Below are 12,624 nucleotides of genomic sequence, written 5' to 3'. Positions count from 1 at the left end.
TTTTAAGCCTTTTTCTTTCTGAAGATTAAGAGTAATGCTCCAACCACCACTACAATAGCAATAATCATGATAACAAAAAACGATGAAGAATCATTGTTCTCTGTTTTTTCATCATTTGCTACTGCACTTTTTTGGTGCTGTTCGGATTGCGTGGCGTCTTGCTTTTTTTCACTATCTTTTCCGGCTGCTTGAGTATTCTGTTCTTTCGCTTCATCTTTCACATCTACTTTAAAAGCAATCGAATCTTTCATTACATGACCATCTTCCCCTACAATTTCCCAGTTCACTGTGTAAGATCCGTTTTCAAGAGGCTGATCGAGAGAAGCTATTAAATCATGACCCTCTACTTTTTGCGATGCAAGTGAAATTTTTTGTCCATCTTTTGTAACGGTTACAGTACTGATTTTCTCGATGTGTGTTTCAAAGGTTAATTTAATTTCTTTTAGAGGAGCTGTAACAGTTGCACCATTTTCCGGCACTGTTGTTTGCACATGTGTATGAGCAAAACTAACTGTCGGAACAGCTAAAAAGCATGCTAAAAGTAAACCTATTATTTTTTTCATATTTATGACTCCCTATCTCTTTTTTCTTTTTTCATCATATCCAAAAATGCTTTTATGTAGACGTTTTCGAACACGATCTATTTTCCTAGTAAGTGTACTCCTTTTTTACTCAGTCTCACAATAACTATTACCAATTCGTTATAAAATGTTCACAAATCCTAGGGAAGATGCCGCTGTAATTTTTTTGAATATTCTTTCAGATTATCCTTGAATATAGTAAAATAGTTAATTAAGATGGCTGACTTTTTTCTAGCTTAAAATCCCATACAGAAAGGATAGAAACAATGAAAAAGTATACATGCCCTTGCTGTGGTTATCAATCGTTAGACAGTGATGGTGACTATGATATTTGTGAGATATGTTTTTGGGAAGACGATCCGTACCAAAAGCTGAATGCCAACGAATTAGGAGCCAACTCTATTTCTTTAATAGAAGCCCAGGAAAATTTTATAGTTTATGGAGCGTGTAATAAAGAAAGCTTACAGCACGTGAGAAAGCCCTCTGTTCAAGATGTAAAAGATTTTAACTGGAAACCTATTATAAGTCACGAGTAGCGAAACTAGTTTATAAAAAAAGAATGCTTGTGAAAGCATTCTTTTTTGGATTCAGTAAGAAGTGGAAACAAATGTAGAAAGCACATTTGTAAACCTATAAAAAGTTTGAGTTTTAGACGAAGCTCTTCCTTTTGAAGAGAATGAATGAAACATAGCACTTCGCAGCGGTTGGCTAATCTCCAATTGAATACTTTTCCCGGTACGATTTTTATTTGCAATATTTCCAGGGTTAATGCCTGCAATCTCATCGTGCCCTTTTGTAATCAGTTCCGCGGGAAATCCATTTTGATTTAATAATTGCGTTAATTTTTTTGCACGCTCCCGATCAGTTCCCCCCACAAAAATATGTTTTTCGTTCCCAGAATACCCGTGAAGTGATAAAACATTATCATACTTGCTTACCATCTTACGCGCTGTGGGCTCATCAAAATGAGTGCTTGTGAGGTGCAGGTCTCGTGACCCTTTCGACTTTAACGATTCGAATAGGTAAAGAGCATTTTGTTTGCCAAGCTCTTTGGCAATTTCGCTTGTCCCCCCTTCAATTCCTCCACCGTGTGGAGCAAAGATAAGGACAGGGCTTTTTGTTTCTTTGGTCGTCACTTTATAGCTAGCTGAAAACTCGTGCTGTGAGAGCTGCTTGAAATTTTGATATTTATCAGTTGACGCACTAGATGTATCTTGAAAAGGTGAAATGAATAAAACAAGTAGACAGATACATAAGGTAGAGAAACTTACTAAACGATAGCTTTTCAATTTGTACTCCTGCTTTCCGTTGTGTAATAAGACCTAAAACATTAGAATCTTAAAAAATCCAGAAATAATATTTATAGTAGTCTTATTTACTTATCGTTATAAATTATAATTTATTTAATAGTTCTTAATACCTATTTATTCTATTTAAAAAAACTTCAGCGCATATCCACTGAAGTTTTTTTACTTTTTTTGTTTTTATTTATTTAAAGCAAGCGCCAAACTAATTTTATCCAGCCAAAGAAGGCGATCCATAAAGGTATGCTCAAAGATGTTCCCCACGCTAAACCAATTAAGAAGTTTCCTCTTTCAATCATACAAACCACTCCTTATGAACATTGTAGGTGAACAAGTACAATTCTATACCTTCACTATAACAGAAAGCGCTTTCATTTAATAGTCACTTACACGTTTTTAGTGCTATATTCATACAGAAAACCGGATTTCAAGTAGATAAAGGGCGATATATAAGAAAATGAATAATTACAAGAGTTAAAAGTATAATAATCTACTTAAAAAAAAGAAACCTTCTTTGAAGGCTTCTTTTCTAGGTGTTTTTTATTGTTCGCCGCTGCGCTGCAAGCGATTCTCAATAAATAGGCGCTCAACAAATTTATTTAGCTGGGCTTGATACAAACGGCGCTCATCTAGCGTTTTTGCGTCTTGTATTTGCTGCTTAAAGCGTTTGATTTGCTGCCTTTGTTCAACCGTTACATGATGAGAAAGAAGCATAGGTCCCCCTCCATTTCACTAACGTTTGAATTAAGTAAACCAAGGTTTACCAAAACAAACAACAAACCTGTTAGCTTCTCTTACATAAATTTTTTACTCAGCCTCTTTAGCCCCAACTAATGCTAAACCTGGACCGTACGGCGTTGTATGAACATCTAACATTAATTCATTTGTATAAGGCACAATAGAAGCTTCCATTGCTACTTGTACTCCGTCGACTTCATACATTTCATCATTTTCAAAAGGCTCTTCAAAAGCTAACCCAATATTAGGGATTTCACAGCTAATTCCTTTGAAGTACAAGCGAATTCCTGTTATCTCCTGCTCTTCAAGTATATTGTTAATTAATTGTTTTGCTTCTGGTGTAATATGCATAACTAATCCTTCTTCCTTTCAATACTCTTGCTCTATCCTATCATATCTTTAGAGTTTTTAAAGAGAATAGCTATAATTTAAAAGCACCCTGATTATTATTTAATAATAATTATAAATAAGTATTGATTTTAATTTGATATTTGATATAATATAAATATAAGATAATAACAACTCATTAGGAGGCTATTAACTATGAATTTAGAAAACGTATTGAACCAACAAATTGCCGATTTTAACGTATTGTATACGAAGCTACATCGCTTTCACTGGTATGTAAAAGGGCCTCAATTTTTTACGCTTCATGAAAAATTTGAAGAACTCTATAATGAGACGGCGGACTATATAGATGAATATGCAGAACGATTACTAGCCATTGGAGGAAGCCCAATTGCTACAATGAAGCAATTTTTGCAAGCAGCTACTCTTTCTGAAGATGGAAACGAGCAAACGAGTGAAGAAATGGTAGAAACCTTAATTAATGACTATACGCTACTTGTTAAAAACCTAAAAAATGCAGTTGAAAACGCTGAAGCAGCACACGATCACGTAACAGCTGACTTATTCATTGGAACAATCGGCAACATTGAAAAACATATTTGGATGCTAAAAGCTGCTTTACCTGTAAAAACATCCGTAAACGCATAAAAAGAGCCTAAGCGGCTCTTTTTTACGTTTGTTGATTTACTTTTTTTTGTCTTTGCAGCCACATAAAAAAAGACATATCATCGTGAATGTCATCTTCTAGTACAGCCTTATAGACATGATCACTCGTATAATAGCGATTATATCCGCTTTGCTGCTTGAAAAATAAAATGCATTCCCGCTTCTTTTCAGTGAGAAGTGATTTTAATAACTCTTGTTTCTCAACTTTGCCTTTCACGATATTTTCTGGAAGCACGGAAATATCAAGCTTCCACTCTTCTCCCTTCTGAATCATATACAGACTCCACTGGTACTTATCTTTTTCATTAGCAAATATCATCTTATAAGGGTTAAAACGCTTTGTAAGCTGATACCCCATGTGAAAAATAGATTCTTCATCCATTTCATCATTTCCTACGTAAAAATTAATGAGGCGATTTGTCATGACATTTAACTCAAAACTTTCCCCTGAGAGAGGACAACCGTATTCTCTTAACAGATCCAATAAATGATTGGATACCACCAGTTGATTTGCTTCGTGTTTTAATTCACTTGAGTATGACAGCAGCTCATTCATGTTTTTTGATTCCCCTATCTATAGATCGTGAATTGTTATTGATATTCGCTTTTTTTTCATAAAACCCTTTCACTTTTACCTTTTAATTAAATAACTAGTTGTAAATTAAGTTATGTAGAGCAACATTTTATGAATAAATCAAGTTTGAGTATAAAACCTGAAGAAGTTTAAAGACTATAGTCGATACCGATTTTAAGGAGGACTTAGTATGAATAATCACGAACTTCCTACAAACATGCAAACTGGAGCTGTACCCCCTCAATTGAACCATGGAGGGCATGAACTATTTGACGTTCATGAAACACTTGCCGGCTCGATTAATGTAATGGATCAGTTTATGATGTTTAGGCAATATGTAAAAGAACAAGAGCTGCTTGATATCATTGATCGGCAATATCAGTTTATTTTAAATGAATATAATTTAATCGTAGAAGCTTTTTCTACTGGTCAAAAGCCGGCCGATTCTACACATGTATATAACATGAAGCAGTCTCATACCTTTGTTTATGGCTTAAAGCCTTCGCAGCCTAAAAAGCCGAATCAGTCCGTTGAGGAAATCAATGAAAAAGGCATATCAGGTCATATGCTAGGTCTAGTTAAGTCTCAAGCATCTCTTTTAACCATGACCGCTTTAGAAATAACAAATCCTGTTGTTCGCCGAATATTCGGAGACAGTGTTCCTAATTGGATTGAAATGGCTTATGAAATTTCTCTTTATCAAAATAAACACCATTATTATCAAGTGCCGCAGCTTGCAAAAGAAGATATGCAGCAAATGATCACAAGTTTTGCAAAAGCTACTGCCTCTCCTCAGATGCCTAATAACCATAAGCTGCATTAATTAAAAAGAGGCTGGTACAAACGTATTTTAGTTGAAGGAAGATCCGAACGATTCATCGTTCGGATCTTTTCATTGGTATGGTGAATATAGGTTTAATGTTAATATGTTTGGAGTTGCTTCTAGCTGTTGATTGGAGGGAAAGCGTAGCCTTGCCCGGAAATCACCAGCAGTGTTACCAAACGACCCATACTAGATCATTTACTCAGTTTATTCGTCTTTAGATTGTATTGATTTTGTTATATCTCAATCTCGTTTTGTGTGTATATTTCAGAAAATGACAAAAAACTATGCATTTTGAATTATTTTCTGAATATTTGTAGTATTTTGATTAATTATGTATTATAATACAATTAACTAATAGAAAGGAGTGAGAGATGCATCATATATACTCGGATTACAGTTAAAGGAGGTGTCATAACACACTCGCAATACGTTTGCTAAAAGTCAGTTGAACTGTAGAACCGATATGTGATAGACCATGATGGTAAAGTTAAGATTAATTCCCCTAAATGAACATGTAACATAATAAACTGCTTCTTTTTCTTTTTAAAGATAGAAGCAGTTTTTTTATGTACGTTTTTCTTTTCTCGATTTAATACATGTTTTCTCCACTTTGGCTAACACTTAAGATATACATTTACGTACAAGGTGGTGACTTTGATGATCGCCGTAAAATTACTATTAGTCGCAGTTTTAATTGCATTAACTGCTTTTTTTGTAGCGACAGAATTCGCTATTGTAAAAGTAAGAAGTTCAAAAATCAATCAGCTTCTAGAAGAAGGACATAAAAAAGCTGTATCTGCCAAACACGTTATTACGCATCTAGATGAATATCTATCCGCTTGTCAGCTTGGTATCACCATCACGGCTCTCGGGCTTGGTTGGCTTGGTGAACCAACGCTAGATCGGTTGCTTCACCCTCTTTTTACTACCTTCCATACGAATGAACCGCTTGCTGGTATTTTATCTTTTGTCATTGCATTTGTTGTTATTACTTTTTTACATGTTGTCTTGGGGGAATTAGCTCCTAAAACGTTTGCTATTCAAATGGCTGAACAAATTACGCTGAACTTTGCAAAACCGATTATCGTGTTTTACAAACTTATGTATCCGTTCATTAAAATATTAAACGGATCAGCTCGTATGTTGACCAAGATTTTTGGTATAACGATGATTTCAAAAAATGAAGCTGCTCATAGTGAAGAAGAGCTGCGCATTTTGTTATCTGAGAGCTTCGAAGGCGGTGAAATCAATCAATCCGAATATCGATATATGAGCAAAATTTTTGATTTTGACGATCGTTTAGCTAAAGAAGTAATGGTCCCTCGTACGGAAATTGTGAGTGCTTCCAAAGACGACGTCGTAGAGGTTTTTTTGCAAATCGCAAATGTCGAAAAATATACGCGCTATCCAATTGTTGAAGATGGGGATAAAGATAAAGTAATCGGTCTCGTTAATATCAAAGAAATTTATAATGATATTGTATTCAACGAAAAAGACGGCACCAATACGTTAGAGTCATACGTCAAGCCTATTTTTAAAGTAATTGAAACCGTACCCATTCATGACTTGCTTGTAAAGATGCAAAAAGAACGTATTCAAATGGCTATTCTTTTTGATGAGTATGGCGGAACCGCTGGGCTTGTTACAGTAGAAGATATTATTGAAGAAATTGTGGGAGAAATTCGAGATGAGTTTGATACGGACGAAATTCCTTATGTACAAAAAATTAAAGACGACCATTATATTCTTGACGGAAAAATGCTCATTAGCCAAGTAAATGATTTACTCGGTACGGATATTAGCGACGAAGAAGTAGATACCATTGCCGGGTGGGTGTTAACCGAAAAGTTTGATGTGACCAAAAATGATATCATTCAGCATGAGCAATTTTACTTTAAAGTTCTGATTATAGAGGATTTTCACATTAAGTATATAGAAGTAAAAAAAAGAAAGAAGAAAGAAAAAAAGGATGATCATCATTAATCATCCTTTTTATTTATTCAAAATCCCTTTTACCAATCGTCTCCTCCATCAAAAAAATCTCCATCCAACAGATCCTCCCCGGCTTCTTCAATATCTTCTCCAATTTCACCAAGCGCCGAGTCTTCAAACATATCATCCATCAAATTCTCAATGAGCAGTCCGCCTAACATACCGGCTGCAAAGCCTCCCATTGCTCCTCCTAACCCGCTCATACGTGGGTGGTGTGAATGCTGATCATAGTGAGAAGGCTTATAATACTCATAGTCTCGAGGATTTTCCATCATCTCTTCCATCGCTTCTTCCAGCAAACGAGCGATAGTAGATGGCTGGCTTAGTTCATCATTTGTAAAAAAGAGTTCATTTTTTATTTCCCTCTCTCGGCCGAAAGAAGGCAAATCTAGCTCCAACAGCACGCGGATACCTTTTCGTTCAATGGCTACCTCAAACTCAACCTCATTTACATATCCCTTTAAGAAGTCTGTAGGAAATAATGAAAATTCTTGTTTGTATCCGTTAAATTTTCCGGAATGATGTTTTTCTCTAAACCCAAGTGCTTCAAAGCCCTCTACTAGCTGATATAAGCTTTTTGGAGCTTTAATGCGCACAGGGTCCCGGTCTGTTGAGTCTACTCCCCCTTCAATATCTAAGTGTGTCTTAAAGAAATAGCTAACGTTGCTCGCAGAGATTGGAAGATCCAAAGGTAAATGATATGTAAATGGAATTTCTTTTTTCTCGCCTTCATTAATTGTAAATGAAGAAGCTGCGCGCAGGCTTTCCACACGATGTGTATGCATTTGACCGCTTTTCATTTGAACTTCAAGCCAAAATTCAACATCAATTAAATTAATATGTTGCTGAACGTTTCCACCTTGGATGATAATAGCTCCTTCAATTACATGACCGAGCGTATAGGCCGTTTCATTTAGTCGTAAATCTACTTTGGCAGCTCCAACTCCAATTTTAGCAAACATTTTTTTAAACATTTTTTTTCCTCCTCCAAAATGCTCTTACTATATATACGAAGTATACCGTTTATAAGTTTCAACTTACAAAAAAAGAACTCAATTTCTTGAGTTCTTTCTGCTAAATCAACGCTTCATTTTAATTCAATTATTTATTAAATTAAAACACCCAGCCCCAACAGCAGCGACGTCTTTTACAACCACCGTGATTACCGCCATGACAACCACCGTGACCTCCGCCATGGTTGCCGCCGTGATCTCCGCCATGACAACCGCCGTGACCTCCGCCATGGTTGCCACCATGATCTCCGCCATGGTTACCGCCGTGACCTCCGCCATGGTTGCCATCATGATGGCATTTTTTATGTCCAGAACGATGATCATCATCATGTTTAGGACAATGATCGTTATGCTTATAATCGTTATGACAGCATTTTCCTTCATGGCTACTTCTTGGATCATAGCCAGAAGTTTTGTAATAATACTGATTAGAACACCAGCAACACTTCTTTTTATTGTTGTAACTCACATAAACCATCCTTATCTATAAATAAGATTTATATAGGCAATTTTATACCTATATAAATAGATTATGTAAACTAGTACAAGGAAGTGCATTGCTGTGGGCCATGACCTAAGCCTGTTTTTAGGAGTATGTACGGGGGAGATAAGACAAGAAAAAAAGCCATCTAGAGATGGCTTTTTTTATATTTGATTTTTCACTTTACTTGCGCTTTCTGCATAAAACTCTAGAATTTCTCTTCTTCTCACAATTCCAATAAATACCCCTTGATCATCCGTTACAGGAACAAAATTTTGGTCAATTGCCTTTGAAAGGATGTTTTGAACTTCATCATATATAGCAACTGGGTTATAATCTTGATAGCGGTCAATCTCTGTTAATTTAATATTTTCCGTATCTTGAAAGCGATAGTCTCCTAGGCTTTTTAACTTCCAAAGAAGATCTCCTTCAGTAAGAACGCCCACATATTTACCATCATCGTCAACCAGCGGAACTGTAGAATAGCGATGATACTCCATTTTTTCAAGAGCCTGTCTTAATGTGGATTGAATATTTAGTGTTACAACATCACTTTTTGGTACTAAGAAAAATGCAATATTCATTTTTTAATCTCCTTTTCCTTACCCGCTCATCTTACAATTTCTATTTATTTTTTCAGTTTTCGGCTTATTTTAATGTTTTAATCATACAAAATGCAGCTCGCAGTTATCTTACATTTACAACTATAAGCTGTCAATCCTAAGCTATGTAATTTTGGCTTCTTATTTTCTTTATTACAGTACCCGTTTTCTAAATAATCAAATCCTAATTTTTAGAAAAACACGTCTAGTTAAAATAATGGCTCCTGCAGCTGCTTCTTTATACTAATAAGGGCCGGAAGAGCTACTTTCAGCTCTTCTTCTCTGCGATAAGAACGCAACTGAACCTCATTATATGCTCTGTTTATACTTTTTGACTCATGAAAAAGTCCCACATGATTCGACTAGCGTTGGGGCCTTTAGGGTCTGTATAGCTGCCGGCTGAATTCCCTCCTGACCATGCATGCCCCATTCCATTGATAATATATTTATCAATAGCCAATTCTCCCTTACTGCTTTCGTAGCGATATGTTGTATAATCCCGTCCAAAGAGAATTTTTTCTTCTCTCGTTTTAACCGGGCTATCTTGAATCCATCCATCTATTCTTCCGTTATAAGCAAGATTATTCGTTGTAATCCACTGGTGAACCACTTGATCTGCATTGGCTACATTTACCGTAGAATCAGCGTTACCATGAAATACAATGAGCGGCAGTGGCTTTGCCCGTTTTCCCATTTGCTGATAAGCAATTCTTCCTTGTTTAACGGGGGAAGGACCTTTACTGGCCATGACAGAATACGCATTAAATACGTTAAGAGCCGCCTGATATTCGATACCTGCTGACACACCTATTCCAGCAAACAGTTCTGGATACGTTACCCCCATAACGATGCTCATTGCTCCTCCTGCTGACAGACCGGCAATAAACACTTTATTTTTCTGAATAAAATGCATGTTTTGGACTTTTTTTACAATCCCTGCAATAATAGCTGGCTCGCCAAACCCTCTAATTTGATGAAGAGGTTCAAACCAGTTCCAGCATTTATTCATATTTGAGTTAGAAGACTGCTGTGGATATACGACAATAAATTCCTTTTCGTCGGCGAGCTCATTCATTTGCGTGCCTATCGCAAAATCATCTGCATTTTGTGTACATCCATGCAGCATAACCATTAGTGGGTAAGATTTTAAAATATGATAGGATTTAGGTAAATAGACCTTGAATTTTTTCCCTTTATGAGTATATGTTTTAAATGATTCAGATGACGCTTCTTGTTGTTCACTTGAAGACACAAGCGTTGACGTATTTATAACATTAGGTAGTGAACCCAACATGGTACCCCTCCTCTTTTTGTCAACGTTTTCATTTTTCTTCCCAATTACGTCCTGTATTACAATACTACATATTATTTCGTTTTTTTGCACGTTCTACATACTCCAAGAGTACAACTTGTTTTGGTTTTAAGCCGTTTTTTATCTTCTTAAAATTTGGGATTTTTTTGCTATATATATACTTTATTACTATATATGAAAATTGTCACTATAATCATGAAAAAAGGACAAACATGCCGTTTGCCCTTTTATTTGGACCTTGATGTTTAAATACCTTTTGCCGAATTAAGCCTCTATACTTTTATTATATGATGCTCCCTATCATTTATATGAATTTATTGCTCTTCATGTTTAAATCTGTAACCTTTACTATTTCATACTTTGCTTTTTATTCACCAATTCTTTCGTAGCAAATGGCAAGGTGCAGGTGCGGAAGCCACGTTGAAAAAGAAGAATCTTGAAGAGCAAATATTTTCGTTTAACCTCTGCTTCGTTCGCAACAATCGTACAAAGGCTGATTGTAATCACTCTTTCCCCTCCTTTGCTTAAATAGGTATAGCGAAGAGATGCTATTAGAGTAGATTCCTTTATTTTGCATACATTTTTTAGAAAACTATGGTAAAAATAAGACTTATCATATGGAGGTGAATAAATTGGCAAATATCCCAAAGGATACTGAGCCCTACTGGCGCGATCATTTAAAGTTTCCAACATACCCATCTCTTTCAGAAAATCGAAAAGTTGATGTTGTAGTAGTAGGAGGCGGTATTAGCGGTATTACAACAGCTTATTTATTACAAAAAGAAGGACTGAACGTGGCGTTAATTGAAGCTGATAATATTTTAAATGGTACAACCGGTCACACAACAGCAAAGATTACAGCTCAGCATGACGTTATCTACGATGAACTGCTTTCACACATTGGCGAAGAAAAAACGCTGCTGTATTATAAAGCAAACGAACAAGCTCTGCAGTTTATGAAAAACTTAATTCAAACGGAGAACATTGACTGTGACTTTTCGGTACAAGATGCTTACTTATATGGAGAAACGCTGGAGTTTGATCATCGAGTTCGTAAAGAATTTCGAGCCTATCAGCGATTACATATTCCGTGTGAATTTGCAACAGAGCTTCCTTTTAATTTTGATATTAGGGCAGCAGCTATTATGAAAGATCAAGCTCAGTTTCATCCGTTAAAATATCTGCTTCATTTAGTAAAAAAATTCACAGAAAGCGGCGGATTGATTTTTGAAAACACCGTAGCAACGGACGTAGAAGAAAGCACATCGCCCACCGTTGTCACAAGAGACGGACATCGAATTTCTTGCAAATACGTAGTGGCGTGTTCACACTTTCCATTTTATGATGGAGCGGGCTTTTACTATACGCGCATGTATGCCAAACGTTCGTATGTGTTAGCAGCAAAAGTTGAAAAAGCTTACCCTGGAGGCATGTATTTAAGTGCTGATCAGCCTACTCATTCGCTGCGTTCAACAAAAGTTGACGGAGAAGAACTCATCTTAATTGGTGGAGAAGGCCACAAAGCTGGACAAGGAATTAATACTATGTTCCACTATGAGTCCCTTCAGAGGTTCGCTGAAGAAAATTTTAATGTTCAACATTTTCGTTATAAATGGTCTGCACAAGATTTATTTACGCTTGATAAAATTCCATATATCGGTCCCATTAAAGAAAGCAAGCCAAATATCTTTATTGCCACCGGATTTAAAAAATGGGGAATGACTCATAGTACCATTTCAGCACATATTATTCGAGATGCAATAACCGGAAAAGACAACCCATATGCAGAGTTGTATAATCCATCTCGTTTTTATGCAGACCCTAGCCTTAAGCATTTCTTTCGTCAAAATCTTGATGTGGCTGAACACTTTATTACCGGTAAGTTTTCAATGCCTGAAAAAGGACTGGATCAGCTCCAAAATGATGAAGGGTCGGTCGTATATGTAAACAGCAAACGTACGGGGGCTTATAAAGACCCTCAAGGGAAGCTTCACTGCGTCGATACTACATGCACGCACTTAGGATGTGAAGTGAATTGGAACGCTGGTGACCGCACGTGGGACTGCCCTTGTCACGGTTCTCGTTTCTCTTACGACGGATCTGTGGTAGAAGGCCCTGCTAAAAAGCCGCTTACGCCAGTGGATGTCAATTCAAGCGATAAAAAAAGCACGCCGTAGGGCATGCTTT

The 12,624-nt window shown here is 36.4% G+C and carries 15 protein-coding genes; 5 read left to right on the top strand and 10 right to left on the bottom strand.

The features are described 5' to 3' along the window. Window positions 1-2: 2 nt before the first annotated feature. Window positions 3-563 carry a copper resistance CopC family protein gene (locus AC4NPH_RS20765; protein ID WP_098196675.1) on the bottom strand — a complete coding sequence of 187 codons (561 nt, stop codon included), beginning with the start codon at window positions 561-563 and terminating at the stop codon, window positions 3-5. Window positions 564-847: 284 nt separating this feature from the next. On the opposite strand from AC4NPH_RS20765, the gene AC4NPH_RS20760 reads away from it, so the two are divergent. Beyond that, window positions 848-1,117, top strand: coding sequence for a CPCC family cysteine-rich protein (locus AC4NPH_RS20760; RefSeq protein WP_013057680.1), 270 nt, complete (start codon window positions 848-850; stop codon window positions 1,115-1,117). A gap of 51 nt (window positions 1,118-1,168) precedes the next feature. Here AC4NPH_RS20760 and AC4NPH_RS20755 read toward each other — a convergent pair whose 3' ends face one another. The 3 genes from AC4NPH_RS20755 to AC4NPH_RS20745 all read right to left on the bottom strand — a co-directional run bounded on the left by AC4NPH_RS20755 (window position 1,169) and on the right by AC4NPH_RS20745 (window position 2,974). Next, on the bottom strand, window positions 1,169-1,870 hold the full coding sequence (locus AC4NPH_RS20755) for a poly-gamma-glutamate hydrolase family protein (protein WP_057273469.1): 702 nt from the start codon (window positions 1,868-1,870) through the stop codon (window positions 1,169-1,171). 555 nt (window positions 1,871-2,425) lie between these two features. Further along, window positions 2,426-2,599, bottom strand: a complete 174-nt coding sequence (locus AC4NPH_RS20750) for a hypothetical protein (RefSeq protein WP_013057683.1) — start codon at window positions 2,597-2,599, stop codon at window positions 2,426-2,428. Between the two features lie 93 nt (window positions 2,600-2,692). Beyond that, window positions 2,693-2,974: a hypothetical protein gene (locus AC4NPH_RS20745; protein WP_013057684.1), complete on the bottom strand. Its 282-nt coding sequence runs from the start codon at window positions 2,972-2,974 to the stop codon at window positions 2,693-2,695. A gap of 192 nt (window positions 2,975-3,166) precedes the next feature. Here AC4NPH_RS20745 and AC4NPH_RS20740 point away from each other — a divergent pair, with 192 nt between their 5' ends. After that, complete coding sequence (locus AC4NPH_RS20740; RefSeq protein WP_013057685.1) at window positions 3,167-3,619, top strand: Dps family protein; 453 nt, start codon at window positions 3,167-3,169, stop codon at window positions 3,617-3,619. A gap of 22 nt (window positions 3,620-3,641) precedes the next feature. On the opposite strand, the gene AC4NPH_RS20735 is transcribed toward AC4NPH_RS20740, so the two are convergent. Beyond that, window positions 3,642-4,193, bottom strand: a complete 552-nt coding sequence (locus AC4NPH_RS20735; protein ID WP_013057686.1) for a hypothetical protein — start codon at window positions 4,191-4,193, stop codon at window positions 3,642-3,644. A 208-nt stretch (window positions 4,194-4,401) separates the two neighbouring features. On the opposite strand from AC4NPH_RS20735, the gene AC4NPH_RS20730 reads away from it, so the two are divergent. Both AC4NPH_RS20730 and AC4NPH_RS20725 read left to right on the top strand, forming a co-directional pair. Continuing rightward, a complete protein-coding gene (locus AC4NPH_RS20730; protein ID WP_013057687.1) occupies window positions 4,402-5,034 on the top strand; it encodes a spore coat protein in 633 nt (210 codons plus the stop codon). Between the two features lie 660 nt (window positions 5,035-5,694). Then, a complete protein-coding gene (locus AC4NPH_RS20725; RefSeq protein WP_063671979.1) occupies window positions 5,695-7,020 on the top strand; it encodes a hemolysin family protein in 1,326 nt (441 codons plus the stop codon). Window positions 7,021-7,049: 29 nt separating this feature from the next. Here the strand turns inward: AC4NPH_RS20725 and AC4NPH_RS20720 are convergent, their stop codons facing one another. The 5 genes from AC4NPH_RS20720 to AC4NPH_RS20700 all read right to left on the bottom strand — a co-directional run bounded on the left by AC4NPH_RS20720 (window position 7,050) and on the right by AC4NPH_RS20700 (window position 10,944). Next, on the bottom strand, window positions 7,050-8,003 hold the full coding sequence (locus AC4NPH_RS20720; RefSeq protein WP_013057689.1) for a sporulation protein: 954 nt from the start codon (window positions 8,001-8,003) through the stop codon (window positions 7,050-7,052). 123 nt (window positions 8,004-8,126) lie between these two features. Then, complete coding sequence (locus AC4NPH_RS20715; protein WP_179879709.1) at window positions 8,127-8,426, bottom strand: hypothetical protein; 300 nt, start codon at window positions 8,424-8,426, stop codon at window positions 8,127-8,129. Window positions 8,427-8,687: 261 nt separating this feature from the next. Next, window positions 8,688-9,107, bottom strand: a complete 420-nt coding sequence (locus AC4NPH_RS20710) for a CBS domain-containing protein (protein ID WP_013057690.1) — start codon at window positions 9,105-9,107, stop codon at window positions 8,688-8,690. A 340-nt stretch (window positions 9,108-9,447) separates the two neighbouring features. Continuing rightward, window positions 9,448-10,419 carry an extracellular catalytic domain type 1 short-chain-length polyhydroxyalkanoate depolymerase gene (locus AC4NPH_RS20705; RefSeq protein WP_016764703.1) on the bottom strand — a complete coding sequence of 324 codons (972 nt, stop codon included), beginning with the start codon at window positions 10,417-10,419 and terminating at the stop codon, window positions 9,448-9,450. A 366-nt stretch (window positions 10,420-10,785) separates the two neighbouring features. Further along, entirely contained in the window at window positions 10,786-10,944 is a 159-nt protein-coding gene (locus AC4NPH_RS20700; protein ID WP_156622787.1) for a hypothetical protein, read from the bottom strand. Window positions 10,945-11,069: 125 nt separating this feature from the next. Here AC4NPH_RS20700 and AC4NPH_RS20695 point away from each other — a divergent pair, with 125 nt between their 5' ends. Next, window positions 11,070-12,614, top strand: a complete 1,545-nt coding sequence (locus tag AC4NPH_RS20695; protein ID WP_098314642.1) for an FAD-dependent oxidoreductase — start codon at window positions 11,070-11,072, stop codon at window positions 12,612-12,614. Window positions 12,615-12,624 lie beyond the last annotated feature (10 nt).

Source organism: Priestia sp. MDV22-iso46, assembly GCF_058629175.1.
The sequence above is the reverse complement of the archived record's forward strand: the minus strand, read 5'-3'. Positions and strand labels throughout refer to the sequence as shown.

Excerpts from the sequence above, each read along its gene's own strand:
- AC4NPH_RS20765 (WP_098196675.1), bottom strand. The coding sequence starts at position 563 with ATGAAAAAAATAATAGGTTTACTTTTAGCATGCTTTTTAGCTGTTCCG.
- AC4NPH_RS20760 (WP_013057680.1), top strand. The coding sequence starts at position 848 with ATGAAAAAGTATACATGCCCTTGCTGTGGTTATCAATCGTTAGACAGT.
- AC4NPH_RS20750 (WP_013057683.1), bottom strand. The coding sequence starts at position 2,599 with ATGCTTCTTTCTCATCATGTAACGGTTGAACAAAGGCAGCAAATCAAA.
- AC4NPH_RS20745 (WP_013057684.1), bottom strand. The coding sequence starts at position 2,974 with ATGCATATTACACCAGAAGCAAAACAATTAATTAACAATATACTTGAA.
- AC4NPH_RS20740 (WP_013057685.1), top strand. The coding sequence starts at position 3,167 with ATGAATTTAGAAAACGTATTGAACCAACAAATTGCCGATTTTAACGTA.
- AC4NPH_RS20735 (WP_013057686.1), bottom strand. The coding sequence starts at position 4,193 with ATGAATGAGCTGCTGTCATACTCAAGTGAATTAAAACACGAAGCAAAT.
- AC4NPH_RS20730 (WP_013057687.1), top strand. The coding sequence starts at position 4,402 with ATGAATAATCACGAACTTCCTACAAACATGCAAACTGGAGCTGTACCC.
- AC4NPH_RS20725 (WP_063671979.1), top strand. The coding sequence starts at position 5,695 with ATGATCGCCGTAAAATTACTATTAGTCGCAGTTTTAATTGCATTAACT.
- AC4NPH_RS20720 (WP_013057689.1), bottom strand. The coding sequence starts at position 8,003 with ATGTTTAAAAAAATGTTTGCTAAAATTGGAGTTGGAGCTGCCAAAGTA.
- AC4NPH_RS20715 (WP_179879709.1), bottom strand. The coding sequence starts at position 8,426 with ATGAAGGAAAATGCTGTCATAACGATTATAAGCATAACGATCATTGTC.
- AC4NPH_RS20710 (WP_013057690.1), bottom strand. The coding sequence starts at position 9,107 with ATGAATATTGCATTTTTCTTAGTACCAAAAAGTGATGTTGTAACACTA.
- AC4NPH_RS20705 (WP_016764703.1), bottom strand. The coding sequence starts at position 10,419 with ATGTTGGGTTCACTACCTAATGTTATAAATACGTCAACGCTTGTGTCT.